General features: G+C 38.0%; 23 protein-coding genes. 12 read left to right on the top strand and 11 right to left on the bottom strand.

From position 1 onward, the window contains the following. Positions 1-2: 2 nt before the first annotated feature. The 3 genes from HLV59_RS01720 to serA form a co-directional block, all read right to left on the bottom strand. Positions 3-866, bottom strand: coding sequence for an EamA family transporter (locus HLV59_RS01720; RefSeq protein ID WP_061875216.1), 864 nt, complete (start codon positions 864-866; stop codon positions 3-5). A 90-nt stretch (positions 867-956) separates the two neighbouring features. Next, positions 957-1,841: an EamA family transporter gene (locus HLV59_RS01725; protein ID WP_057105828.1), complete on the bottom strand. Its 885-nt coding sequence runs from the start codon at positions 1,839-1,841 to the stop codon at positions 957-959. Positions 1,842-1,939: 98 nt separating this feature from the next. Continuing rightward, entirely contained in the window at positions 1,940-3,172 is a 1,233-nt protein-coding gene (serA, locus tag HLV59_RS01730; protein WP_016143629.1) for a phosphoglycerate dehydrogenase, read from the bottom strand. A 380-nt stretch (positions 3,173-3,552) separates the two neighbouring features. On the opposite strand from serA, the gene HLV59_RS01735 reads away from it, so the two are divergent. Then, on the top strand, positions 3,553-4,962 hold the full coding sequence (locus HLV59_RS01735; RefSeq protein ID WP_002116692.1) for an FAD-binding oxidoreductase: 1,410 nt from the start codon (positions 3,553-3,555) through the stop codon (positions 4,960-4,962). Positions 4,963-5,056: 94 nt separating this feature from the next. Next, positions 5,057-5,425 carry a hypothetical protein gene (locus HLV59_RS01740; protein WP_062850201.1) on the top strand — a complete coding sequence of 123 codons (369 nt, stop codon included), beginning with the start codon at positions 5,057-5,059 and terminating at the stop codon, positions 5,423-5,425. 47 nt (positions 5,426-5,472) lie between these two features. Here HLV59_RS01740 and HLV59_RS01745 read toward each other — a convergent pair whose 3' ends face one another. Together HLV59_RS01745 and HLV59_RS01750 are read right to left on the bottom strand one after the other, a co-directional pair. Further along, a complete protein-coding gene (locus HLV59_RS01745; RefSeq protein WP_057105819.1) occupies positions 5,473-5,787 on the bottom strand; it encodes a putative quinol monooxygenase in 315 nt (104 codons plus the stop codon). Between the two features lie 13 nt (positions 5,788-5,800). After that, entirely contained in the window at positions 5,801-6,388 is a 588-nt protein-coding gene (locus HLV59_RS01750; protein ID WP_171429214.1) for an NAD(P)H-dependent oxidoreductase, read from the bottom strand. Positions 6,389-6,625: 237 nt separating this feature from the next. On the opposite strand from HLV59_RS01750, the gene HLV59_RS01755 reads away from it, so the two are divergent. Beyond that, complete coding sequence (locus tag HLV59_RS01755; protein WP_086399350.1) at positions 6,626-6,994, top strand: hypothetical protein; 369 nt, start codon at positions 6,626-6,628, stop codon at positions 6,992-6,994. A 368-nt stretch (positions 6,995-7,362) separates the two neighbouring features. Then, positions 7,363-8,592: a chloramphenicol efflux MFS transporter CraA gene (gene craA / locus HLV59_RS01760; RefSeq protein WP_171429216.1), complete on the top strand. Its 1,230-nt coding sequence runs from the start codon at positions 7,363-7,365 to the stop codon at positions 8,590-8,592. A gap of 40 nt (positions 8,593-8,632) precedes the next feature. Here craA and yccS read toward each other — a convergent pair whose 3' ends face one another. From yccS to HLV59_RS01780, 4 genes are all read right to left on the bottom strand, one after another. After that, a complete protein-coding gene (yccS, locus tag HLV59_RS01765; RefSeq protein WP_171429218.1) occupies positions 8,633-10,783 on the bottom strand; it encodes a YccS family putative transporter in 2,151 nt (716 codons plus the stop codon). Positions 10,784-10,987: 204 nt separating this feature from the next. Further along, a complete protein-coding gene (gene sodC / locus HLV59_RS01770; protein WP_079748571.1) occupies positions 10,988-11,557 on the bottom strand; it encodes a superoxide dismutase family protein in 570 nt (189 codons plus the stop codon). Positions 11,558-11,682: 125 nt separating this feature from the next. After that, positions 11,683-12,801, bottom strand: coding sequence for an AI-2E family transporter (locus tag HLV59_RS01775; protein WP_125698010.1), 1,119 nt, complete (start codon positions 12,799-12,801; stop codon positions 11,683-11,685). Between the two features lie 124 nt (positions 12,802-12,925). Continuing rightward, on the bottom strand, positions 12,926-13,570 hold the full coding sequence (locus HLV59_RS01780) for a ParA family protein (protein ID WP_031949478.1): 645 nt from the start codon (positions 13,568-13,570) through the stop codon (positions 12,926-12,928). A 160-nt stretch (positions 13,571-13,730) separates the two neighbouring features. Here HLV59_RS01780 and HLV59_RS01785 point away from each other — a divergent pair, with 160 nt between their 5' ends. Both HLV59_RS01785 and HLV59_RS01790 read left to right on the top strand, forming a co-directional pair. Beyond that, positions 13,731-14,198, top strand: coding sequence for a Holliday junction resolvase-like protein (locus HLV59_RS01785; protein ID WP_031949477.1), 468 nt, complete (start codon positions 13,731-13,733; stop codon positions 14,196-14,198). 139 nt (positions 14,199-14,337) lie between these two features. Then, entirely contained in the window at positions 14,338-14,901 is a 564-nt protein-coding gene (locus HLV59_RS01790) for a hypothetical protein (protein ID WP_057105825.1), read from the top strand. A gap of 50 nt (positions 14,902-14,951) precedes the next feature. Here the strand turns inward: HLV59_RS01790 and HLV59_RS01795 are convergent, their stop codons facing one another. Next, positions 14,952-15,485 (bottom strand): hypothetical protein, encoded by a 534-nt coding sequence (locus HLV59_RS01795; protein WP_016143616.1) that lies wholly within the window; start codon positions 15,483-15,485, stop codon positions 14,952-14,954. 27 nt (positions 15,486-15,512) lie between these two features. Continuing rightward, complete coding sequence (locus HLV59_RS01800) at positions 15,513-16,301, bottom strand: class I SAM-dependent methyltransferase (protein WP_087089554.1); 789 nt, start codon at positions 16,299-16,301, stop codon at positions 15,513-15,515. A gap of 127 nt (positions 16,302-16,428) precedes the next feature. Between HLV59_RS01800 and HLV59_RS01805 the strand changes: the two genes are divergently transcribed. The 6 genes from HLV59_RS01805 to astD all read left to right on the top strand — a co-directional run bounded on the left by HLV59_RS01805 (position 16,429) and on the right by astD (position 25,724). Continuing rightward, positions 16,429-17,706: a hypothetical protein gene (locus HLV59_RS01805; RefSeq protein ID WP_016143614.1), complete on the top strand. Its 1,278-nt coding sequence runs from the start codon at positions 16,429-16,431 to the stop codon at positions 17,704-17,706. Positions 17,707-18,119: 413 nt separating this feature from the next. Beyond that, positions 18,120-19,553, top strand: a complete 1,434-nt coding sequence (locus tag HLV59_RS01810) for an amino acid permease (protein WP_171429220.1) — start codon at positions 18,120-18,122, stop codon at positions 19,551-19,553. A 1,032-nt stretch (positions 19,554-20,585) separates the two neighbouring features. Next, complete coding sequence (locus HLV59_RS01815; RefSeq protein ID WP_171429221.1) at positions 20,586-21,857, top strand: Glu/Leu/Phe/Val family dehydrogenase; 1,272 nt, start codon at positions 20,586-20,588, stop codon at positions 21,855-21,857. A 133-nt stretch (positions 21,858-21,990) separates the two neighbouring features. Next, positions 21,991-23,205 carry an aspartate aminotransferase family protein gene (locus HLV59_RS01820; protein ID WP_171429222.1) on the top strand — a complete coding sequence of 405 codons (1,215 nt, stop codon included), beginning with the start codon at positions 21,991-21,993 and terminating at the stop codon, positions 23,203-23,205. A gap of 18 nt (positions 23,206-23,223) precedes the next feature. After that, positions 23,224-24,255: an arginine N-succinyltransferase gene (astA, locus tag HLV59_RS01825; protein WP_061876017.1), complete on the top strand. Its 1,032-nt coding sequence runs from the start codon at positions 23,224-23,226 to the stop codon at positions 24,253-24,255. Then, entirely contained in the window at positions 24,255-25,724 is a 1,470-nt protein-coding gene (gene astD / locus HLV59_RS01830; protein WP_171429223.1) for a succinylglutamate-semialdehyde dehydrogenase, read from the top strand. Before astA ends, astD begins: the two co-directional genes overlap by 1 nt. The last annotated feature ends 1 nt before the right edge of the window (position 25,725 follow it).

Genomic DNA, 25,725 nt, shown 5'->3' on the forward strand with positions numbered 1-25,725 from the left:
ACCTATGCAGCTTTTTTAGTACTTCTTAAAGTGACACCAATTGAGGCCAGCATTACGCAAGCCAAAGCCACCCATTGCAGCATGCTGATTTCTTCGTGAAGTAATAAGAAACCCGTTAATGCTGCCAATGCTGGTGCTAAACTCGTTAGAGTCCCATAAGTTAATTTATTGAGTTGTTTGAGAGCCATTAAATCGAGTGCATATGGAATTGCAGTCGCTAACACAGCAATAAGTAAGGCTTTACCCCAGTACTGTGTCTCAAGTAATGCAGGAGCATTATGCCAGATTCCAATTGGCAATAAGGCAATTGCAGAAACACCGATCCCAATTGTTAATGCATGCATCCCGATATTTTGGGTCACAACTTTATGACCAAAATAAATATAGAAGGCCCAACAAAGTCCAGCCCCTAGCGCACATGCTGCGCCAATATAGGAAAAATTGTGTTGAACTGGGTTTTGCCAAGGTACCATGAGTGCAATGCCTAACATGGCAAGTGCTACCCAAATGTAATCACTCTTTTGTTTGATAGAAAGGAGCGCAAGACCTAATGGACCAATAAACTCTAAGCCTACGGCGATACCTTGGGGTAATTTTCCAAGCGACGTATAAAATAAGATATTCATTAGCCCTAAAGAAGCGCAGTACATCAATAAATCACGCCATTTTAAATAGGGTAAGCGTGACCAGATTTTCCAAGAGCGGAACATGATCGCGACTATGATTGTTGCAAAGCTTAGTCTCAAAACTGTAACGGTGAGCGGGTCTAATGTCGCAATGAGCTGTTTAGCAAATGAAGCGCTGATTTGGTATGAAACCATCGACAAAATCATATACAGCACAGCAATAATTGGAAGATTTTGCATGGAAAATACTCTAGCGCTTCATCTGATATCTAAAAATAATGGCGGACAATTATAACGAATACTGTGTTTTAGCTGGCAGATTTCATTAAATTAACTTGCTGTTTTTTCACGTTCTTGACGAGCTTTTTGGGTGGTTATGGTACAACCAACGGAAGCTGTAATAATGGTTGCAAGTGCTAGCCATTGGTTCCATAACAGATATTCGCCTAAAAAGATAAAACCAGATAGCGCTGCAACTGCGGGTTCTAGGCTCATCAATGTTCCAAAACTTAAGGGCGTCAAATTGCGGAGTGCCAACATTTCTAAAGAGAATGGGAGAGCACTGGCTAAAATGGCTAAACCAATAAAATAAAAAAGATTGGGAAGTTCTATAACTTGTGCAATTGACCCTGAAAAAAAGGTAATGGGTAATAAGATGCATGCACCCACACTCATTCCCAAACACACCGTATGATTGCCTGAAATGCCAGAAGGTTTTTGCCCAGCAATAATATAAAGTGCCCAACACGCGCCTGCGCTAATGGCAAATAAGACGCCGATCCAATCTAGACTATGAGCCTGATTGAAAGGAAAAAGTAAAATCAGCCCAATAATTGCGAAGCTCACCCAAACAAAATCATATTTTTGGCGTGCGTGGTATAACGCCACACTTAAAGGGCCAATAAATTCAAAAGCAACCGCAATTCCAATCGGTAAGCGTTCGATCGATAGATAAAATAGTGCGTTCATTCCTGCAAGCGCAAATCCATAAGCCAAGATTGCTTTCCAACGAACCTGACTAAAATTAATTCGCCAAATTCTAAAAATAAAGGCAAGAATAATTGCACCTAGACATAAGCGCATTGCAGAGACAGTGAGCACAGGAAAGTTCTGAAACAGAATTTTTGCTAAAGATGCACTGCTTTGTACGCTTAGCATAGCGAGAATAAGAAAGCCCAAAGCATGTAGCTGAGATTTCTGAGTCGAACTAGACATTTTATTATTTGATCGATTGGTATACTTTTCACATGATAATGTAAATGCCTATAAAAAAGCCACAGACATTGCTGTGGCTTTTTAATTTACAGTTCGTATTAGAACAATACGCGCACGCGAATTGTACCTTCAACTTCATGCAACATATCTAAAGCTTCTTGAGAAGCAGAAGCGTCAACGTCCATGACCAAGTAACCGATGTCACCTTTAGTCATAAGTGATTGACCAGAAATGTTGATGCCTTGTTCAGCAAACAAGTTGTTGATTTTAGACAATACGCCTGGCACGTTTTTGTGGATGTGCAATAAACGGTGTTGGCCAGCTGTCAATGGCAATGCGATTTCTGGGAAGTTAACCGCAGAAAGTGTCATACCTTTGTCAGAGTAAGCAACAAATTTCTCTGCAACTTCTAAACCGATGTTTGCTTGCGCTTCCATAGTTGAACCGCCAACGTGAGGAGTTAAAATCACGTTGTCTAAGCCGCGAAGTGGAGACTGGAATTCTTCACCATTTGCTTTTGGCTCTTTCGGGAATACGTCAACCGCTGCACCAGCAATATGACCAGATTTGATTGCATCAGCTAAATCTTCAATCACTACACATGTACCACGTGCAGCATTTAAGAAAATTGCGCCTTCTTTCATTTTCGCAAATTGTTCTTTAGTGAAGAAGTTGCGTGTAGATGGAACATCTGGCACATGTAACGTTACAACATCTGCAGTTGCTAAAAGCTCATCTAGAGAACCAACTTGGCGAGCATTACCCATTGGTAATTTAGTTACTGCATCATAATAAATGACATGCATACCTAGGCTTTCAGCAAGAACTGAAAGTTGAGAACCGATGGAACCGTAACCCACAATACCTAAAGTTTTGCCACGAGTTTCAAAAGAACCGACAGCAGACTTGTCCCAACCACCACGATGACAAGCCGCCGATTTTTCAGGAACACGGCGAAGAAGAAGAATTGTTTGGGCAAGTACAAGCTCTGCAACCGAACGCGTATTTGAATACGGTGCGTTAAATACAGGAATACCACGTGCCATCGCTGCTTTAAGATCAACTTGGTTTGTTCCGATACAGAAACAACCTACAGCGATCAATTTATTTGCAGCTTCGAAAACTTCTTCAGTCAATTGGGTACGCGAACGAATACCAATAAAGTGAGCTTCTTTAATTGCTTCTTTAAGCGCTTCGCCTTCAAGAGCAGTTTTACGATAGTCAATATTGGTGTAACCCGCAGCGTTTAGAGTATCGACTGCGTTTTGATGAACGCCTTCTAACAAAAGGAAACGGATTTTATCTTTAGGTAGTGAAAGATGTTGGCTCATTACGGCTCCGCTACAAAGGCCAAATTTGGTGGCGGTATAATAACATACTGGGCAGCGCTATAGATATTTCGTTTATACCATCGCCTTATGGCAATTTTATCTATGTCTAATCACTTCTGTTTATGGGCTTGTCGAGCATTTTAAAATATGCTTTGGTTGTTACTTAAATGTGATTTTTCTCTGAAACCCCCATAGGAAGTATTTATTTACGTTAAACATGTTTTGTAGTGACAGTATCTCTATTCTGAACTTTATCGCTTGCGCGGATACATGTAGAATATAGGAGTTCCTTGAACATTATGGCTTTGCTCAGGTGAGAACCTTGAGAATTATAAGGTCATAGTCCCACCACAGTTTACTTCTTGCTAGGTCTGCAAACGATGAATGCTCCAGTCGCTTTAACACCTGAGTTACTCACCCAATTAACAGCAATCGTCGGTGAAAACCGTATTAAAACCGATGCTGATAGTCTCGAAAACTGGGGTAAAGATCATACCAAGCATTTTAATCCGAACCCATCGGTCATCGTTTTTCCATCAACCACTGAACAAGTTCAGGCAGTTGTAAAGCTTGCGAATCAGTTTAATGTTGCGATTACACCGTCAGGTGGTCGTACCGGTCTCTCTGCTGGTGCGGTAGCAACCAATGGTGAAATTGTCATTAGCATGGACAAAATGAACCAAATTCTTGAGTTCTTCCCGGCAGATCGTATGGTTCGTGTACAAGCTGGTGTTGTGACTGAGCAATTGCAGAATTATGCAGAAGAACAAGGCATGTATTATCCAGTGGACTTTGCGTCAGCAGGTTCTAGCCAGATTGGCGGTAATATCGGAACAAATGCTGGTGGGATTAAAGTTATTAAATATGGCATGACACGTAACTGGGTGCTTGGTTTAACCGTAGTGACTGGTAAAGGCGATATTCTACGTTTAAACAAAGGTATGGTTAAAAATGCAACTGGTTATGCATTACAGCATTTGTTTATTGGTGGTGAGGGCACATTAGGTTTAGTCACTGAAGCAGAAATTAAACTTGAGCGTCAACCACAAAACTTACAAGTTTTAGTTTTAGGTGTTCCTGACTTTGATGCAGTAATGCCTGTATTACATGCGTTCCAAAAAGATATCGATTTAACGGCATTTGAGTTCTTTGGTGAACTTGCAATGCAAAAAGTTTTAGATCATGGACATGTACAACGCCCATTTGAAACTCAATGTCCGTTCTATGTATTACTTGAGTTTGAAGCACCATATGAGCCGATTCTCGATAAAGCAATGGAAATTTTCGAGCATTGTATGGAGCAGGGTTGGGTACTTGATGGCGTAATGAGCCAGAGCCTTGACCAAGTAGAAAGTTTATGGCGTTTACGTGAAGATATCTCTGAATCAATCGCGCCGTTTATTCCATATAAAAACGATATCTCAGTATTAATTACTCACGTGCCTGCATTTATTCGTGAAATTGATGCGATTGTTCAAGAAAACTATCCAGACTTTGAAATCTGTTGGTTCGGTCATATCGGTGACGGTAACTTGCACTTAAATATTTTAAAACCTGAAAACTTAACCAAAGATGAGTTCTTTGCGAAATGTCAGGTTGTGAATAAATATGTGTTTGATACCGTCAAAAAATATGACGGTTCAATCTCTGCTGAACATGGTGTCGGTATGACGAAAAAGCCATATTTGGAATATTCACGTTCGCCTGAAGAAATTGAATATATGAAAGCTTTGAAGAAAGTATTTGATCCAAATGGTTTGATGAACCCAGGTAAATTATTTGATCTTTAAATTAGATCTATTTTGTAGGACTACATAGTTTCTACAGAGTAACCGACAAAGCCATAGCATCATAAAGCTATGGCTTTTGTTTTTGGTGATAAGAATGCAACGTTTATTTTTAATTTCAGCGCTTTGTGCTGGACTTTTCACTGGGTGTGCGACGACCAGTAAATTAATTCCTTTTGTGGGTTCTGATACCCCAATGCAACAAGTACTTAAAGCTCAACCCGAGATTGCAAAAGAGCACAACAATACATCAGTTCAGCAAGTATTTAACCGCGTAGAATCTCCAACTGTTTCCCGTATTACCGTGATTCAAACTGGTTTAATGGATGATTCTGTTTCTGCAATCCGAACAGAATATTCATTTAAATTGATTGATGAAAAGTGGCAATTGCAAAATAAGCAAAAGAGCTACCAATGTGCGAGAGGGAAAGGCTCTAGAGGGTTCCAAACCCAGCTTTGTTCTTAAAATATAAAAAAAAGACGATAAATATATCGTCTTTTTTATAGGCTAAGTTATACGCCACTTTCCAAAATTTTAATTTTGACATCCACAACATCATCTTTAACAGCTGCATGATGTGCTTGCATATGAGGTGTAGCCAAATGTGCCTCAAGATGAGCAACACTTTCCCATTTTTCTAGCATGACAATCGTATCAGGTTCTTGAGTCTGGAAGCTCGCATTTGAAATGTGATCAATTAAAGGTTCATAACCATGACAACCATCTTCTGCTAAAACAGTGGGAATGATTTTTTGAAAGGCATCCAATACATTCTGGCGATGTTGTCCACCCGATTGAGTACGAATTTCCGCAATAATGGTTAGCATGGATTTCTCCTTATTAGGCTGCTGCAAATACAGTATTTAAATGTGCTTTATATTCTTCAACATAACTATCAACGTTAGGCATTTTAATTACGTCGTTTACAATAAACGTTGGAAGCGTACTCATGCCTAAGAATTGATTGGCTTTATGAAATGGTAAATAAACGCCGTCTACCCCTATGCCATGGAAGAACTGATCTGCATCGTCAAATGCTTCCATCGGTGCATTCCAGGTGAGTGAGAGCATATATTTTTTATCATGAATTAGACCACCTGAACCATATTTCTTCGAGGCATCAGAGCGGCTACGGCCATCACTTGCATAAAGTGAACCATGGCCCGTGGTAAAGACATCATCAATATACTTTTTAACTGTCCATGGTGCACCCATCCACCAGCCTGGCATCTGGTAAATAACAACATCTGCCCACAAGTATTTTTCAACTTCACTTTCAGCATCATAATCGCTATCTGCACGGGTGACTTGAACTTCGTGGCCTAGTTCAGTGAGATGGGTTGTTGCGAGTGTGGTTAATGTGTCATTTAATTCACCATTCGAATGGGCAAATTGTTTAGCGCCATTAATCACTAAAATCTTACTCATGGGAGTTGCTCTCATTAAATTCCTGTATTTGAGACATACTCTATGGGATTTACTGTTGTAGAAAAATGCATGAATTGGAAAAATATTATTGATTAAAAATCAATAATTACTAAGTTTTTTCTTTTTAAAAACTTCCTATCTCTTTCATATTAATCATTTTATGGATGTTTACAAAGCTCAAAAGGAAAAAGTGGCCTATTAGCTTTAGCATTAATTTTGGGTAAATAGAGGGGTAGGATAATGAAAAAAAATTGTTTGTTGATTATTTTCAGCTTAAGCATATTAACGGCTTGTGCTCCGCCTCAAAATTCTTCAACTCAACTTGCTGATAGTCCGATACAGGCTGTATTACTTGATCAACCAGATCTTTTAAATGATGCAACCAATTTAGATATTTCACAGCAAATGAATGCTGCAGATGATCCTTCCAATGCGCAAGTTACTATTTTACAAACAGAGCCTAGTCCAGATGCTGTCTCGAAAACACGTACTGAATATTTATTAAAACGAGATCAGCAAGTTTGGAAAATTGTGAATAAAAAGCAAAGCTATCAATGTACAAAAGGGGAGGAAACTACAGACTTTCAAGTTAACCCTTGTCCATGATGCTTAATTTTTTATCAAATATGTGGATAACTTTGAGTTTGTGCACAACCATAATTTGCATGCCTTTTTGTGTAAAAAACTGAAATTTAAGCTTCTTGAAATTGCATGATTGCTGATCAATTTAAAAAGTGCTATTGTTGCGCTCGGCAATTGTGCCAATTGGTAAAAATTACCGAATCTCACGTCATATATTTTTTCTCGTTTTAGACACCTTGTGAATACGGTGTTTCACACTCTAAACATGCACTCTCACGGCATATAACAACTTAACTAAAGATTGATTGACCATACATGTCATCGTCATGACTACATCTTATTTTATAGGTAGTCATAGAGACATATGGCTGCTATTTTGAAGTGTACAACTCATGAAAAATATTCAAACGGCAACGTTGAACCGTACAACGTTGATGTTTCCTTTGGCCTTAGTGCTATTTGAATTTGCGGTTTATATTGGTAATGACCTGATTCAGCCAGCCATGTTGGCAATTACTGAAGATTTTGGTGTAAGTGCAACTTGGGCACCCTCTTCAATGTCATTTTATTTATTAGGCGGCGCTACAGTTGCATGGTTACTTGGACCTTTGTCGGACCGTCTCGGACGTAAAAAAGTACTATTAGCAGGAGTTTTATTCTTTGCTCTATGCTGCTTTTTAATTTTACTTACGACGCAAATCGAGCAATTTCTAGCTTTAAGATTTTTGCAAGGAATTGGCTTAACCGTAATTTCAGCTGTTGGTTATGCGGCCATTCAAGAAAGTTTTGCTGAGCGTGATGCAATTAAAGTCATGGCACTCATGGCAAATATCTCATTGCTTGCGCCCTTGCTCGGACCTGTACTTGGCGCTTTCTTAATTGATTATGTGTCATGGCATTGGGGCTTTGTCGCCATCGCTGTATTGGCATTACTCAGTTGGATCGGGTTGAAAAAACAGATGCCAAGCCAGCAAGTCAGTGTAACTAAGCAACCCTTTAGTTATCTTTTTGATGACTTTAAGAAGGTGTTTACCAACCGCCGTTTTTTGGGTCTAAGCCTTGCATTACCCTTAGTGGGCATGCCTTTAATGCTATGGATTGCTTTATCTCCAATCATTTTAGTAGATGAATTAAAGCTCACCAGTGTGCAATATGGCTTAGCTCAATTCCCCGTATTTTTGGGTTTAATTGTAGGCAACATTGTCTTAATCAAAATTATTGACCGTTTGCCTTTGGGTAGAACGGTCATGATGGGTTTGCCTATTATGCTGTTGGGTACACTTATTTTAATACTAGGTGTGGTATGGCAAACCTATCTCATACCTTGTTTGCTTACAGGTATGACTCTGATTTGTTTTGGTGAAGGGATTAGTTTCTCAGTCTTATATCGTTTTGCACTCATGTCATCTGAAGTATCAAAAGGAACGGTTGCCGCAGCAGTTTCGATGTTGCTGATGATGAGTTTCTTTGCAATGATTGAGCTAGTACGTTATCTCTATACGCAATTTCATTTATGGGCTTTTGCATTGTCTGCATTTTCCTTTATTGCTCTTTGGTTTAACCAACCGCGAAGTGCTTTAAAGCAGGAAATGCAAGAAAGGCTGCAACAAGGCAATAATTAAATAAAAAAATACCGGAATTTATATTCCGGTATTTTTTATTCTACTTAATCTCTTGTTCTAAAAGTTTGCCTTTAAGCGTTAATAATTCAGGCAAAGTTTCTAACAATAAAGTGATTTGTTTCAAGACTAATATATATTTTTCAGAAAGGTGTTCATGTTCAGTTATGCTTTGAATTTCTTGTAAGGTTTGTTCAATAAGCTTCGGGGCGGGAAGTGACTGCTCAAGAACACTCTGGCTTATAATTTGCTGGCAGCGTAACAATAATTGCAAAATCTGCTCATCATCAATTTTTTGACGCTGACTTCCTAACGCTGCCACATAACTCAGTTGGCTGTGGCTATAAACCAAATAACGAAAGGCATAATGGATGAGTTGAGGGTTCGGGTTGGGCTCAGCACTTAAACTCGAAATCATGTTGGATAGCTCGATTTGAGCATTATGCGCAGCACGACGAATTCGGCGGTACTCTATATCCTGATTTTTTCCATATTGATATTGTTCAACAATCACATTGAAATAATCTAATGTGGCTTTGCTGCTTTTATTAATATTATTGGGGATGTTTCGAAAGTTCCAGTCGGGCCAAATAAAGTTTACGGCAAGCCATGCAATAAAGCAGCCTAATAAGGTATCGATTAGGCGAGGTAAAATAATGCTGTAACCTGCACCTTTTAAGTTGAAAATGAGCAATACCATAAGGGTAGCCATGACTGTGGCTAAAGCATATTTCTTCTGGCGTAAGTAGAAAAAGCTAACTCCACAAATAATGGTAAGAATGAGCTGGCCTTCAATACTCGGTACAAAATATAAAATAGGTATTCCTAATAAAACACCAAGTACGGTACCAATCGTTCTTAATTTAAGTCGGCTTTTAGTCGCAAAATAAGTAATCTGACAAACAAACAAACTGGTCAGTAAAATCCAGTATCCATGCTGCGCAAAGGGTAATAACGAAATCGCATAACCTGCGGCAAAAACCACAGCAATCCGTATGGCATGTCTAAACAGGGCTGACTGCGGCGTAAGTTGTTGCCGAAGTTTTAAGATAAGATCTGAAAATCCTTGAATATCATCATCAAGTAAATTTAAGTGTTCTTGTCTTGTTTGGGTATTATTTTCAGGGACGGGTTGTGCATATTGTAGTTGTTCAAACTGTTCATGCATTCCTTTTAAATTATCAAAAATAAGTTTTAAATTTTTAACTTCAAAATTTTGTGGATGCTGTTGTATCCAGTCCTTTAAAGAACTTTCTAAATGGTTTAATACGGTTCGGCTTTCTAGCGATGGCTGAGATGGTCGATTATGCAAAATACACTGAGCTAGATCTTGGCACGCTTGTGCTTGTAAGCGTAGATTTTTCTGGAAACGGAAAATAAGATCACTACGGCTAAAATTCTGTTGAATATGTTCGTAATGTAAATAATTTGAAGTTGCTTGCTCGTGAATATCTCGTGCGAAAAAATATAGGTTTAGCCAATAGATACTTTTATTACTGACTCTTGAAGCTTTGAGTCGAGTAAGGAGTGAACTGCGTATTTGATTAAGACTTTGGGCAACTTGCGTATTTTGTAAGGACAGTTCATATAAAAGCTGTTCTACATTCTCTTTATTGTCTGGATCAAACAAACGTGCTTTCGCTTGCAGTAGAGCAGAAATTTCTTGAAAGATTTGTGAGAGTTTGTCTTGTAAGGGAAGTGTAGGTTTAATAATAAAAAATAAAATAGAAGTTAAACCGTACCACAGAGCACCATAAACAAAGTAGGTGGGTTGTTGGTACCAATGAACATATTCGCCTAAACCGAACATACTATAAATAGAAAGCAAAATTGTACCAAAAGAAATCGTGGCATAACGTTGCCCTAATGCGCCTAGTAATATGAAAAAAGCACTTGAGATAGAGAGATATAAAATAAAGAAAATTTTGTAAGGAGCTAAAAAGCCGAGAATACTACTGACTGTAAAAAAGAGCAGACAGACATAGACCAAGTTGCGTAATCGAATGCTTAAGCGATCATCAAAGTCTGTTAATGCTGCTGCAATTGCCCCTAAGGTTACTGGAACAATCAGTTGATTATAGCCCAGCCAAAGCAAACCTAAAGTTGTGCCAGTGAGTACAATCAGAATTTGCAGGCAATAAATTAAAATAGAGTTTGTCTTAAAGCTATTAAATATTTGGGTCAGATAATTCACGGCTTTTTGTTCTAAATTAGAGAATACGTGAGAAAGCAGTATGTAACTTTAAATTTTTATTACTTCAAAAATATTATTCTTTTTATCTACAAAAGTCAGTCATTTTTTAAAATTTTATAAGGCTTAAACCAAGTTGTAACGATTAATAAATTAACAAAATTGTGGATATCTTTTTAGATACCCACAATTAAATAAGGGCATCAATTATTTAATCACACCACACGCAATTCGTGCTCCGCCACCGCCAAGAGGTTGAGGTGAGTCTGAGTAATTGTCGCCACCCGCATGGATCATAATAGCTCGACCCTTAATATCAGCAAGTTTCAATCGAGGTGCGATTACGGCAGTTGTCGCAACACCTGTGTTGTCGACCACTAAAACAGGTAGATCACCTAAATGGCCAGTGGTTGGAGTACCGTGATGAGGTGCTTGGTTCGGGTTATAGTGACTACCAGCAGCTAAAGCAGCACCAGGTTTCCCATCTTTTACAGCAGGTGCACAAGAGGCGTTTTCATGAATATGGAAACCACGAGTACCACTTGGTAAGTCAGCAAGAGCAGGGGTGATAATTAAACCTTTGTCGCTATCTTGAAAGCTAATCGTACCTATTTTTTTACCAATACCGTTAGCAGTTACTTCATTTACATCAACCACTTTTTTTGTATGCATTGTGGTTAATGCTTGAGCCGTATCGGATACAGTTTTTGTGACTGAGCTACAGCCAACCGTGAAAAGAGCCGTAAGCGCACAAACTGCACCAATTTTATTAAACATCTGCATGATTGGATGTCCTTATAAATTTATATGATTGTTTGATTCAAACAAACGCAGGTCTAACCTACAAGTTAATTTAAATAGTTAATTTGTATCTAGAAACATTTTTAAATTAAATAATGAAGTCACTCTTTATCAGTTGAAGACTCATTATCAGAATCATAAATCATGGTGGTTTTTGGCATAGGTTCAGGCTCAATCGTTTCATGTAGCCATTCACGCCAAATTGCTAATAAAATAGCTAAAATTACAGGACCAATAAATAGACCTACTAAGCCAAAACTCGCAATACCACCCAACACACCAAACATAATTAATAAGAATGGAATTTTGGTGGCACCAGAAATCACAAGTGGTCTAATAACATTATCTGAACTACTGACAATCAATACACCCCAAACGACAACACCAATCGCTTCCATAGTTTGTCCCTGAGAGAACAACCATAAGCCAACACCTAAATAGGAAATTGGAGTACCAAATGGAATTAAAGCCAATAAGAAAGTAGCAATGGTGAGGACCATAGGGTTTGGTACACCTGCTACGAAGTAACTTAATCCAGCTAAAACAGCTTGAGCAATAGCAGTTAAACCTACCCCATAAACGACTGCACGAGTTGTCTCGGAAATCGTATCAAGATAATGATGAATTCGTGGGCCAATGATCATCTCTAAAGCTTTGCTCACCTGAGATAAAATGAGCTGACCATCACGATAGAAGAAAAATAGGCTAAATACGGCAAAGCCAAGTTTGACAATATTTTTACTAATTTCACCGAGCAACACGCGGCCATAACTTAAATGGCTTTGTACCCAAGCTGCAATATTTTGAATCGTACTATTAGGATCGTTATTTAACTCATTGAGTGTACGAGAAATTTCTTTACCGACAAAAGGAAGGTTACGTATAAAATCCGGAACGCTTAAATGACCAGAAAAAACCTGACGTTGTAAGTCAAAATATAAGTTGCGTCCTTCATGCTGTAAAATGAAAATAGCACATGTAAAAGGGATACCAACAACCAAAATGACCAGACTAATCATGAGTGTTGCATTTAAAGTATTACGGCTTTCTCCAAAAAAACGCTGAATTCTTAAATAAATAGGCCAAGTCATATAAGCAATGATGGCAGCCCAAAGTACAGGAACAATAAAATATTTCAGGATATTAAATCCTAAAAAAATCAAAATAAAAAACAGCCCAAACAATAAAACGCGCTGTAAATTAGGAGCGTATGGATGCACGAACAATATTTCTCTAATTTTCTACATAGAATAAAGTCATATTAACTGAAAAATAACCTGAGGCAAATTTTAAGGCTCTAATGTAAAGAACCTTATACATGCAGTTTTAGAGGACAAAAGTCTTTTAAAACCATTCAGCTTTATCTTCAATCAACTTGTTTAGAACGGGTTGCCATTGATTTTGAATAGTAATAAAGTTTTTTTGCGGTTTATCAAAAATACTCAAGCCCTGCATTGCCAAACTGCCATATGCAGTGCGTTCAGCAATCCATGCCACAGGTTCTTGTTCAATTTTTTCAAAAAACTGTTGAATATCTTTTGAGCTGGCACTATTCGGTTTTACGCGATTAGCAAGAAGTAAAATCTGAACTTTGCCTTTGCGAATACGTTTAATATCTTGTAAATGCTTCAAAAAGCGACGAGTACTATCTATATCAAAAAATGAAGGCTGAAGTGGGGTAATAATGGCGTGAGCTTCACTAATGAGCTGTTCAGCATGTTCACCTGAAAGAGCACCAGGTGCATCAATAATTAAATAGTCCAGATTTTTTGGAGCATCGCCAATTGATTTTTCATGACGCCAGTCTAGGCTTTGGATCGCCGCAACTGTATCAGGGCGCTGTTTTAACCATTGTAAAGCTGACTTCTGATTATCTGAATCTGCTAATGCTACTTTATATCCTTTTTGTGCCAATGCCGTTGCCAACGTAATGGCCGTCATGGTTTTTCCGCATCCGCCCTTTTGATTTGCAATAAGTATCGTTTTCATAAATCCAATTATTTTCAGCAGCACATTTGTTTATGTTTTATACCTTAGCATCTTTTTGTTAGAAGTAGATGACCGCATTTGACAAAAGTTTAAGCTGTTTCGTTATTTTAGATATGATTGCAGATCTGTCATGTTGATTTGTGTTTGCTAAGGAAAATTTATGTCTGTATGGCTTGCCATGCTTATTGGTGCTGGTATTGGAATTATTCTCACGACTCTTATTTTATCAAATACACGTAATGGACGAATTCGGGCTGAATATGAGCAATATATCGCTGAACTTGAACTAGAGCATCAACAAGCCCTTACTCAAGCGCAAAAGAGAAGTGTAAATACAAGTCGTGCGGTATTGAAAGGAAAAATGGCAGAACAATTTGCTCCAGTTTTACCTGAATTTCAATATTTACCAAGTGATGCAAAATTCATGGGTGATCCGGTGGACTATATTATTTTTGATGGATATACCGATTTTCGCGATGGCGATGGTACGGCAGAAGACATCAATATTATTTTACTCGATGTAAAAAGTGGCGGTGCTAGACTTACGAAAGGCCAACAGGCAATTGCTCAAGCTGTACAACAAGGTAGGGTTCGATTTGAGACTTTGAGAATAGATTTCGAAGATTAACAAGCTGTTTAATTCAGCACAAAAATAGACGAAATTGATCTGTATTGTTACTAAATTTCGATATTTTTTTCATCGCTTAAAGCTATTATAAATTGAAGATCTATTAATTTTGATCTAGCAATATTTGAGGTGTAACACGATGAAAAAACAACGTTTGATGATGGGCTTACTAGCTGCTATTGGCATGAGTTCAGCATTTGCATCGACCTCAAGCGCATACAATATTGCCAACGGTTTGAGCCCGATAGAAAAAGACCAATCTATTTCTGTATTACAGCCTTTTCAAGGAAATTTCAGAATCCTGGGTTCAAAAGTTTATCAAAATGATGAACAAGCTAAATTTTCTCCTATCGACTATGCAGTAAGTTGGGGATTGTTTGCCCAGCCTGAAATCGCACGTCATATTTCAGTGAAACAATATGACCGTTATTTAAACTGGAAAATTCCTAAATTACCTGTTCCAGCAGAGCAAGCAATGCAAATGGTGTCTAACATGCACATCATTCCTGCAAATCCTGAGATTGCTCAGCAGATTAAACAAGTTAAACGTGGTGATTTAGTTTATCTAAAAGGTGACCTTGTCGAGATTAAAGACAAAAATTTAGTCTGGAAATCGTCGCTTACGCCGACTGATACAGGTGATGGTGCTTGTGAACTATTTCGTGTGCAATCTATTCATTGGGTTGAAAAGCAAAATATATAATTTAAAAAGCCTTCATAAATATGAAGGCTTTTTTATAAGCACTATATTGCTTATTTCTGTTGCGATGCTTTCCAATATTTTAATTGATTTTGCGCTTGTAAATAGTCGGCAAGATCATTGATCTGTTCATCTTTATTGGCTTGCTTATCACTCAAGTGTTTTTCTTGGTTTTCCCAATATTGATAAAGTAGACCCTGAATGTAACGGCCTTGTTCAGTTTTTAAATCTAGATCTTTTAACATGGTCAGAGAAGAGCGCACATTATCAAGAGTACGTTGTTGCTCAAACTCTGTAGTCAGGGTTCCAGCTTCATGCATTTTTGCTAATTCACTTTCCATCTCGTCACTCATTTCTGTAAAGCGACGGTCATAATCCTCTAACAGTGCAATATCGTGTGCATCATCAGCAGTGGCAGGGAATGTCTTAACAGGTCTTTCATTCAGTTTTTCTAACACCTGATCGGTAGATGAGGTGGCAGAAGGTTGCTCCGTCTTAGCAGGCTCATCTGCTTTTTTACAAGCAGTAAGAAATAGGCTAGAGCAAAGCAAAGACATTAAAATGATTTGAGATGTTTTCTTCTTCATAACTTTTCAACCAAACCTATTCACTAATTATTTAACGGGTAACGTACTTTTCTGAAAGTGATATGCATATGTAACATATGGGAAATCAATCTGATCTTGAGGACCTAATCCCGTAAAATCATAAACAATTTTTTCAAACTGTGCTTTGAGTTGTAATTGATCTTTTTCAGTCATTGCAGCAATAAAACTCGTAGAGAGTAAACGATTACTCACGACTTGTTCGACAGAACCGTGTTGTGACTGTGTGAATGTGTGTAGGCTATCAAATACAAACAAATCTTGTTGTTCAAATACACGTTTCCACTTTTCACTATGATAACGAGGTGTGTCTCCTTCAAGTGGAAGTAGAAAATCAGCTAAGGCTTTTACCCAGTCCGTACGTTCGTCGCGTTGATTCCAAACGAGCCCTAAATGACCTTTTGGTTTTAATACTCTATGCATTTCTGTTAGGGTATCGAGGTTGTCAAACCAATGAAAAGATTGTGCACAAATAATCGCATCAATTTCATGGTCTGCTACAGGAATTGAATGGCTAAAAGCCTGTAATGTTTTGATATCAGGATAAACTTGTTGAAGCTGCTGTAACATCTCGCCAATTGGCTCAACTGCAATAACATCAGCATGTGTTTGTTTTAAGTAGGGTAAGAATTTGCCAGTACCTGATCCAAGATCGATAACAGTAGAGTTTTCCTGTATTTGTAGGCAATTTTGCAGCCAACTTACTATTTCTGCGGGATAATTGGGTCTAACTTGCTGATAAAGTTCAGCAGCTGAGCTGAAGCCTTTTTGAGCGGCAGGATGTAAGGATTGTGTCATATTTTGCGCTTTTTAATCTGACTGGCATCTATAAAATAAGATACTCCGCAATCATAAATTGGCAAAACACCTATTTTGTTTCATTTTTGACGTTGTATGTGGGAGTAAATTTTCTTTCGGTGTGAGCATGGATAAGCAAATTATTTTTGAAGACGAACACATTAGAGCCATTTTTTTACCAGGCGATTCTAATACATTGGTTCTCTCTTTTGGCGATTTGATTACCCGAGCGAGTGGCTTATCTATCAATGCTGAAAAGTCCCTAATTAAATACCAATATAATGTTATCGGGGTAATGCCAAAACAAAAATCATGGTTTCCTCAAGCGAGCATGATTGAGCTGGCAAAAGCGATTACGCCTATTTTAGAAGGTTTTAAAAATATTGTAGGTTATGGCGGTTCAATGGGCGGCTATGCAGCAATCAAATATTCTAATTTATTGAATATGAATCGTGTGATTGCATTTGTGCCTCAATATTCAATTGATCCTGAGCAGGTTGAAGATCGACGCTATGCCGAGTTTTTTGATGCTATAGCAAACAAAGACATGCAAATCCAGCCACAAGATGTGGATGCTGCACGTGAATACGTTATTGTTTATGATCCGTATTTTGCGACTGACCGTGAACATTATCTAAAAATAAAAGAGCTGCTACCAAACTTACATACGATTCATTTGCCATTTACTGGTCATGAAGCATTGTCTGTGTTGGCAAGTTCAAGTTTATTACATGATTTTATTGAACATGACTTTGATGAAATCTATTTTTATCAGCAGGTCCGTAAGGTCAAAAAGCAAAGTAAATTTTACTTCCGTAATGTACTTGCGCATGTTCTTACCCATCATGACGAAATGTTGTTAAAAATATTGCGTCAGAACGATTTTCAGCTCGAGGAACGTTATTTTGATAACCCGCTTAAACAGGCTATTACGCGTAGCCTGATAAAGACGAAGCAAGCAACTGAGCTAGACTTTCAAAAATTGGGTATTAAAGTACAGCGAATTCAAGAAGCTGCAAATTATAAAGAAGGTCTGCAGACCAGCTTTGGTTCAGTTTTGGTATTCAACCTCATCAATTCAAAGATTGAAAGTTATATGGTAGATACTCTGCTGGTGAATAAATCTTATTTGGTTCCAATTGTGGCTGAACACACAGGTGTAGTGCATATTGAATTAAATAATGAAATTTATTTGTTAGCGATGAATGACCGTAAGATCATTAAATTGTTCAAGAGTGAAGAGCCTTTAACGTCGGATATGAGCCCGTTTGTAGTCAAAAAATATTCTGACTCTTTTGCGATTAGCTATAAGCAACTAAATTTATCTTGTGATGAACAAGGGCTGTGTGAATTTACAGAAGGTTCGATTCAATCTACAGAACAGTTGACCACCATCAACTATTAAAACTTGATAGTGTTTAAATAAAGCTCAGACCTTTAGGTTTGAGCTTTATTTTTTGCTTAAAAAATATTTTTTTATAAACTTATTTATATATTTTTTTTAAATTCATTATTTAAATAAATAGTACGGTTATTGTGTGCATATTCAGCGTATTAAAAGTAGTCATATCTAGTAATATATATAAATATTATATTTGGAAATAAATGGGTTTTTAAGTGATATAAATTGAAGAAATAATGCAGGGTTAATTAAAATACAGTTATAACTATAAAAATATATAAATAGATGTTTTTAATATATATTTTATTTTAACGTGGAGGTTTTGGTTAAAATAAGTTCACTATTCAAAGATAATTGCATATTTATTTTTTTCTCCTAAAATGATTTTTTACTAAATTGTCGTTACAGTTTTTTATATGCAATCATTAAATTATCGGAATAATGATGCATCGCAACATGGAAGTTCTGCACCTTTGAAACGAGCAATGAGTACTCGACATTTGGTGATGATCTCCCTTGGCGGTGCCATAGGTACAGGTCTTTTTTTAGGGTCTGGTGATGTAATTTCCCAAGCAGGCCCAATTGGCGCAATTATTTCTTATTTTTTGGGCGGTTTAATTGCCTATACCGTGATGTTGTGTCTTGGTGAACTGGCGGTCCATGTGCCGGAATCGGGTTCTTTTGGGGAGTACGCTCGTCGTTATATCGGTCCAGGTACGGGCTATATGATTACTTGGCTCTATTGGTTAACTTGGACTGCAACTTTAGGAACTGAGTTTACCGCTGCGGCTTTATTGGTACAGGAGTGGTTTCCATCTACCTCGGTATGGGCTTGGACTCTTTTTTTTGGCGCCTTAGTCTTTTTTCTTAATATCAGTTCAACTCGATTATTTGCCGAATCTGAATTCTGGTTGGCCCTCGTCAAAGTTGTCACTATTATCTGTTTTATTGGTTTGGGTTTATTGGCGATATTCGGTTTCATTCCTTACCAAGGACATGAGACAGCGCCATTATTCAGTAACTTAACTGCTCACGGTTGGTTTCCAAATGGTCTCTTCCCAATTTTTGCCACCATGCTTATTGTTAACTTTGCTTTTTCCGGTACAGAATTAATTGGAGTGGCGGCTGGGGAAGCTGAGAATCCAGCACAGACAGTTCCTAAGGCAATCAACGCAGCTATTTGGCGTCTACTAATTTTCTTTGTGGGTACAATTGTGGTGATTAGTTCATTACTACCGTACCAACTCGCAGGACTTAGTGCGAATGAGGTAAGTAATAGCCCTTTTGTGACTGTATTTAATTATATTGGTATTCCCTACGCAGAAGACATTATTCGCTTTGTAATTATTACCGCTTTACTTTCTGCTGCAAATTCTGGTTTGTTTGCTGCCTCACGCATGATGTGGTCACTTTCTGCAAAAAATCAATTACCAAAAATATTTTCTAAATTAACTCCTTCGGGAACACCTATTGTTGCAATTACTGTAACTATGTTTGGGGCAATCCCTGGCTTGCTTTCAGAACAATTTGCACCAGAAACAATTTTTAAGAATTTGTTGGGTGTTGCAGCTTTTACAATGGTTGTGGTTTGGATTGCGATTTGTGTTTCACAATTTAACTTCCGTAGACAATGGTATAAGTCAGGCAAAACAGCAAAAGATTTACGTTTCGCAGCACCTCTTTTTCCTCTTACTCCAATTGTGGGTGGGCTATTCTGTATCATTACCTGTATCAGTATGGTGTTTGATCCATCCATGCACGTTGGTTTTATTAGTTGCATTATTTTTATTCTTCTTTGCTATGCAAGCTATTTCATTTTTTATCGAAAAAAAGATCTAGTGCAAGACTAAGCTTTTTTAGTTGAAAAAATGTGTTTTTAAAGGTCCCGAAAGGGGCCTTTTTTGTGCCTTACAGGAACTACAAAAGAGAGAGTTTCTGTATTTTTTTTAAAAATGAAGTTTTATTTTTAATCATGAAAACAAATATTGTTTTATAAAATTACCATTTATCGGATTCTTATTAATATTTATTTATTATTAATATTTGATTAAGTCTATGTTTAGCTTGGTTATTTGATAAAGCGGTTTTTTGGATTTTATGAAATATGAATTAGAAATGGACTTATTATAGATTTAATGTAGAGGAGGTATAAATTTTTGACAATTTAATAATGGTGAATAATTTTTAAGTTATTGTTATTTATAATTTTAATTTGGTGTATTTTTTTAAATTATGATTTTATGTTTTCTATAAAATTTTTTTATTAAAGTTAAGGTTTTTTTAATATTTGTTGTTTTTTTATTATAAGAAACAGTGCGATTTGATTATTTTTTCTCTGCTTATTTATTTTAAAATGTTCTAAATGAGTGTGCTATATGCTATATTTATTGGAAGATTTTATCGCTATGTGCCACCTCAATTTTAGTTGGTATCTGTAGAGATAATTAATCTGTAGCATTATTGAACAATGTTTATTTTTAAAAAGACTAATGGAGGGATCTATCGATTAGTCAAAATAATTTTTATGGACACTGATTTTTTGATAAATCATCGTTCTTTTTAACTCCCAAACGGTTATGCCATTTCTTTTGTATTTATATTTCAGCCGACTGGATTAAGTGGGTTGTGGTTAAACTTTGCTTTTATAAAGATAGCTTTATAAACAGTAAGTTAAATGAAAGAAAGCTTGTAAAAGATATCGATATATAAAAGTAGATCATACTTTTAGTATCAACAAATGGAATTTAAAAAACCAAATGCTTTAGAAGAGCAGAAGGTTTAGTAAATAAACTAAGACTTTGTTATTGCAAGGTTTTGGTTGCTGAATAATAAAGACTACGGATTTATCAAATCTGAGTCTATGAAGGTATATAGGAAAAAAGATGTCAGATCTTTCATACGTAAACGAACACAGCGATGCATGGCAAACTTACTTGGCACAAATTGACCGTGTTGCTCCGTACTTAGACCACTTAGCTGAGTTTATCGACACTTTAAAACGTCCAAAACGTGCACTTATTGTAGACGTGCCAATCGTAATGGACGACGGTACTATCCAACATTTTGAAGGCTACCGTGTACAACACAACTTGTCTCGTGGTCCTGGTAAAGGTGGTGTTCGTTACCATCCAAATGTTGATTTGAATGAAGTGATGGCGTTGTCTGCATGGATGACAATTAAAACTGCTGTTTTGAACTTGCCATTTGGCGGTGCGAAAGGTGGTATTCGTGTTGATCCACGTAAATTATCTAATCGTGAATTAGAGCGTTTGACTCGTCGTTATACGACTGAAATTGGTCACATTATTGGGCCTCAAAAAGATATTCCTGCTCCAGACGTTGGTACGAATGCCAATATCATGGGTTGGATGATGGATACTTATTCTACAAGCCAAGGTTATACAGTAACAGGTGTTGTAACTGGTAAACCAGTTCACTTAGGTGGTTCTTTAGGTCGTGTAAAAGCGACTGGTCGTGGTGTGTTCGTTACAGGTCGTGAAGTAGCTGCAAAAATCAATTTACCAATTGAAGGTGCGAAAATCGCTATTCAAGGTTTTGGTAACGTAGGTAGTGAAGCGGCTTTCTTATTTGTTGAATCAAAAGCGAAAGTTACACATGTTCAAGACCACACTGGCACAATTTTCAATGCTGATGGTATTGATCTTGAAGCATTACGTGATCACGTAAATGCAAACCAAGGTGTTGGTGGCTTTGCTGGTGCTCAATCAATTGCTGATGAAGATTTCTGGACAGCTGAAGTTGACATTATTGTTCCTGCTGCATTGGAAGGCCAAATCACTGTTGAACGTGCTCAAAAACTTAAAGCTAAGTTGATTTTAGAAGGCGCAAACGGCCCGACTTATCCGAAAGCTGAAGACGTTTTAGTTGAGCGTGGCATTGTTGTCGTTCCTGACGTGGTATGTAATGCCGGCGGTGTAACTGTAAGTTACTTCGAATGGGTTCAAGACATGGCGAGCTACTTCTGGACTGAAGAAGAAATCAATGAGCGTTTAGACAAATTGATGGTTCAAGCTATGGAGGACGTTTGGAATACAGCAAACAGCAACGCTTGTACTTTACGTACAGCAGCTTACATCTTGGCATGTGAGCGTATCTTAAAAGCTCGTAAAGAGCGCGGTATTTTCCCAGGCTAATCTGCGGAAATTACTTTAGAAAAAGTGGTTTGAGCAAATAAAGGATGTTATAGGGTTTATTTGCTCACTCCCTTTTTCTAAATTATTCAAATTTAAGTGTTATCGAATATATTAAATAAATACTGAGGTAAGCATGGAACAGCCAATTTCTGTAACTCGAAGCAACTTTAACGACTGGATGGTTCCAGTTTTTGCACCGGCAAATTTCATTCCGGTACGTGGCGAAGGTTCACGTATTTGGGATCAAGAAAATAAAGAATATATTGATTTTGCAGGCGGGATTGCAGTAAACGCATTAGGTCATGCGCATCCAGTGGCAGTGAATGCTTTAACAGAACAAGCAACAAAACTTTGGCATGTAGGTAACGGTTATACCAATGAACCTGTTCTACGCCTTGCAAAACAACTCACCGAAAATACATTTGCAGACAAGGTTTTCTTCTGTAACTCAGGTGCTGAAGCGAACGAAGCTGCATTAAAACTGGCTCGTAAAGTTGGTTTAGATAGCGGTGTTGCTGGCAAAAGTGGCATTGTGGCATTTAATAATGCTTTCCACGGCCGTACCTTATTTACCGTTTCAGCGGGTGGTCAACCTAAATATTCACAAGACTTTGCACCACTTCCAAACGGAATTAACCACGTTGCCTTTAACGATTTAGAAGCTGCAAAAGCGGTCATTAATGAGCAAACTTGTGCCGTGATTGTTGAACCGATCCAAGGTGAAGGCGGCGTTATTCCTGCTGATATCGAATTTTTAAAAGGTTTGCGTGCACTGTGTGATCAGTTCGGTGCTTTACTGATTTTTGATGAAGTACAAACGGGTGTAGGCCGTACAGGTGCACTTTATGCCTACATGAACTCTGGTGTTATTCCGGATGTATTAACCACTGCAAAAGCGCTAGGTGGCGGTTTCCCAGTTGGTGCAATGCTAACAACAGATAAGTTTGCTCCGCATTTTTCTGTAGGCACACATGGTACGACTTATGGTGGTAACCCGCTAGCAAGTGCGGTTGCGGGTGCAGTATTTGAATTTATTAATACGCCGGAAGTACTTGAAGGTGTAAGGCACCGCCATCAATATTTCCTTGACGCATTAAATAAATTAAATGCTGAATACCCGATTTTTCAAGAAATTCGTGGTCAAGGCTTACTGATTGGTTGTGAATTAAAAGCTGAATATGCAGGGAAAGCGAAAGATATTACGACTTGGGCAGGTGAAGAAGGTTTACTTGCTTTAATTGCAGGCCCGAATGTAGTTCGTTTTACACCGTCTCTGATTATTCCTGAACAAGATATTGATGAAGGAATTGCTCGTTTAAAACGCGCATTGGCAAAGTTGGCTAAATAAAAAAAAGGAAAGCTAGCCATGATGATCGTCCGTCATGCCGAGTTTCGAGACCTTGAAGATATTTATAAATTAGCAGGTAAGTCGGGTGTAGGCCTGACTTCCTTGCCACAAAATATGGATACACTTTCGGCTCGAATTTCACGTACTCGCAATACTTTAAATGGCAATGTCCATAAAAGTGAACAAGGCTATCTGTTTGTTCTTGAAGATACAGAAGCTCAACGTGTTATTGGGTTAAGTGCAATTGAAGTTGCTGTAGGGCTCATTGAACCTTGGTACAACTTTCATGTTGGTACTCAGGTACACGCTTCAAAAGCATTAAATGTTTATAAGTCACTCCCTACTTTATTTTTAAGTAATGACAGAACAGGTAGTAGCGAACTCTGTACATTATTTTTAGATCCAGAGCGTCGTGAAAACCAAAACGGTAAATTCTTATCGAAAATCCGTTTTATGTTTATCGCTGCCTTTAAACAATATTTTGAGAAAAAATTAATTGCTGAAATGCGCGGTTTCTCAGATGAAAATGGATGTTCTCCATTTTGGGACGCGATTGGTCACCATTTCTTTAATATGGATTTCTCAACAGCAGACTATTTGAGTGGAATTGGGCAAAAAGTATTTATTGCAGAGCTTATGCCTCGTTTTCCAGTCTATGTAGATCTCTTGCCAAAAGACGCGCAAGAGGTGATTGGAAAAATGCATCCACAAACTTTGCCTGCTTATCATGTGCTTGAGTCGGAAGGCTTACGCTATCAAGGATATGTCGATATTTTTGATGCGGGTCCAACCATTGAAGCCAATATTGATGAATTGAGAGCAGTAAAAGAAAGTCAGTTACTAAACGTCAAAATTACAAGTGAAGCTGCGGTCGGTAAGACCCAATATCTCGTTGCCAATGATAATTATCATGACTACAAGGCAATGTTGTTAAAGCTTGATCTTGTTGATAACACAATAAATTTAACACATGAACAAGCTGACAAACTCGGTATACAAGAAGGTCACGTTGTTCGTGTGCTATCACTAAATCCAATGGAAGTATCCTGATGTCAAACTCTTTATTTATAAACGGTGTCTGGTTACAAGGCAGCGGTGCAACATTTGAAAAAACAAATCCAGTTGATAACCAAACTGTATGGTCAGGTGCCGAGGCTACTGCTGCTGATGTAGAGCAAGCTTGTCAGGCAGCGCGTACTGCATTTCCACCTTGGGCGCGTTTACCACTTACAGAGCGTGTGGCGATTGTTGAAAAATTCGCGGCTTTGCTTGAAGAAAATAAAAAGCATTTAGCAGAAGTCATTAGCCAAGAAACCAGTAAGCCATTTTGGGAAACATTAACTGAAGTTCAATCAATGATTGGTAAAGTTGCGATTTCAATTCGTGCTTACCACCAGCGTACAGGCGAAAGCTCAACTGAAATGGCCGATGGTGTAGCATCTTTACGTCATCGTCCGCATGGTGTACTTGCAGTTTTCGGTCCATATAACTTCCCGGGCCATCTACCAAATGGGCATATTGTTCCTGCATTGCTTGCTGGCAATACAGTTGTTTTTAAACCAAGTGAATTAACGCCTTGGAGTGCTGAAGAAACTGTAAAACTTTGGCAACAAGCTGGTCTGCCAAATGGTGTGATGAATTTGGTGCAAGGTGGACGCACCACAGGTGAAGCCTTGGCTGCCTCACATGAAATTGATGGTTTATTGTTTACCGGAAGTGCGAACACAGGTTATCACCTACACAAACAAATGGCGGGTGCACCTGAAAAAATTCTTGCGCTTGAAATGGGCGGCAATAATGCATTGATTATTGATGAAATTGTTGATGTCGATGCTGTAGTGAATCTTGCGATTCAATCTGCTTTTGTTTCGGCAGGTCAGCGTTGTACATGTGCGCGTCGCATCTTGGTAAAAAATGGTGCTGAAGGTGATGCATTTATTCAACGTTTTGTTGAAGTTGCTAAAAACCTAAAAGTTGGTCGTTGGAACGATGAGCAACAACCATTTATGGGTGGGGTAATCTCGTCAGTTGCTGCAACAAACATGATGAATGCTCAACAAAAGTTACTTGAGCTTGGTGCAAAAAGTTTACTAGCAATGACGCGTCCACAACAAGAGAGCTCATTACTTACCCCGGGTATTGTTGATGTCACAGGCGTGAAAGATATTCCGGATGAAGAATATTTTGGTCCGCTTACCACAATTCAGCGTTATGACAACTTTGAAGAAGCATTAAAAATTGCTAATGCAACTCGTTTTGGTTTGTCGGTTGGTTTGGTTTCTCCAAAGCGTGAACTGTTTGATGACTTACTCATTGAAGCGCGTGCAGGTATTGTGAATTGGAATAAGCCATTAACTGGTGCTTCAAGTGCTGCACCATTTGGTGGTGTCGGAGCATCTGGTAATCACCGCGCGAGTGCTTTTTACGCTGCTGACTATTGTGCTTGGCCGATGGCATCACTTGAAAGTGACAGCTTAACCTTACCAGAAAAATTATCTCCAGGGATTGTGTTGCCTTAAA

It is taken from the genome of Acinetobacter lactucae (genome assembly GCF_013122135.1).
Classification (GTDB): domain Bacteria; phylum Pseudomonadota; class Gammaproteobacteria; order Pseudomonadales; family Moraxellaceae; genus Acinetobacter; species Acinetobacter lactucae.

What these genes read in the sequence shown, in the direction of transcription:
- HLV59_RS01720 (WP_061875216.1), bottom strand. Translation starts at nt 866, where the DNA reads ATGCAAAATCTTCCAATTATTGCTGTGCTGTATATGATTTTGTCGATG.
- HLV59_RS01725 (WP_057105828.1), bottom strand. Translation starts at nt 1,841, where the DNA reads ATGTCTAGTTCGACTCAGAAATCTCAGCTACATGCTTTGGGCTTTCTT.
- serA (WP_016143629.1), bottom strand. Translation starts at nt 3,172, where the DNA reads ATGAGCCAACATCTTTCACTACCTAAAGATAAAATCCGTTTCCTTTTG.
- HLV59_RS01735 (WP_002116692.1), top strand. Translation starts at nt 3,553, where the DNA reads ATGAATGCTCCAGTCGCTTTAACACCTGAGTTACTCACCCAATTAACA.
- HLV59_RS01740 (WP_062850201.1), top strand. Translation starts at nt 5,057, where the DNA reads ATGCAACGTTTATTTTTAATTTCAGCGCTTTGTGCTGGACTTTTCACT.
- HLV59_RS01745 (WP_057105819.1), bottom strand. Translation starts at nt 5,787, where the DNA reads ATGCTAACCATTATTGCGGAAATTCGTACTCAATCGGGTGGACAACAT.
- HLV59_RS01750 (WP_171429214.1), bottom strand. Translation starts at nt 6,388, where the DNA reads ATGAGTAAGATTTTAGTGATTAATGGCGCTAAACAATTTGCCCATTCG.
- craA (WP_171429216.1), top strand. Translation starts at nt 7,363, where the DNA reads ATGAAAAATATTCAAACGGCAACGTTGAACCGTACAACGTTGATGTTT.
- sodC (WP_079748571.1), bottom strand. Translation starts at nt 11,557, where the DNA reads ATGTTTAATAAAATTGGTGCAGTTTGTGCGCTTACGGCTCTTTTCACG.
- HLV59_RS01780 (WP_031949478.1), bottom strand. Translation starts at nt 13,570, where the DNA reads ATGAAAACGATACTTATTGCAAATCAAAAGGGCGGATGCGGAAAAACC.
- HLV59_RS01785 (WP_031949477.1), top strand. Translation starts at nt 13,731, where the DNA reads ATGTCTGTATGGCTTGCCATGCTTATTGGTGCTGGTATTGGAATTATT.
- HLV59_RS01790 (WP_057105825.1), top strand. Translation starts at nt 14,338, where the DNA reads ATGAAAAAACAACGTTTGATGATGGGCTTACTAGCTGCTATTGGCATG.
- HLV59_RS01795 (WP_016143616.1), bottom strand. Translation starts at nt 15,485, where the DNA reads ATGAAGAAGAAAACATCTCAAATCATTTTAATGTCTTTGCTTTGCTCT.
- HLV59_RS01800 (WP_087089554.1), bottom strand. Translation starts at nt 16,301, where the DNA reads ATGACACAATCCTTACATCCTGCCGCTCAAAAAGGCTTCAGCTCAGCT.
- HLV59_RS01805 (WP_016143614.1), top strand. Translation starts at nt 16,429, where the DNA reads ATGGATAAGCAAATTATTTTTGAAGACGAACACATTAGAGCCATTTTT.
- HLV59_RS01810 (WP_171429220.1), top strand. Translation starts at nt 18,120, where the DNA reads ATGCAATCATTAAATTATCGGAATAATGATGCATCGCAACATGGAAGT.
- HLV59_RS01815 (WP_171429221.1), top strand. Translation starts at nt 20,586, where the DNA reads ATGTCAGATCTTTCATACGTAAACGAACACAGCGATGCATGGCAAACT.
- HLV59_RS01820 (WP_171429222.1), top strand. Translation starts at nt 21,991, where the DNA reads ATGGAACAGCCAATTTCTGTAACTCGAAGCAACTTTAACGACTGGATG.
- astA (WP_061876017.1), top strand. Translation starts at nt 23,224, where the DNA reads ATGATGATCGTCCGTCATGCCGAGTTTCGAGACCTTGAAGATATTTAT.
- astD (WP_171429223.1), top strand. Translation starts at nt 24,255, where the DNA reads ATGTCAAACTCTTTATTTATAAACGGTGTCTGGTTACAAGGCAGCGGT.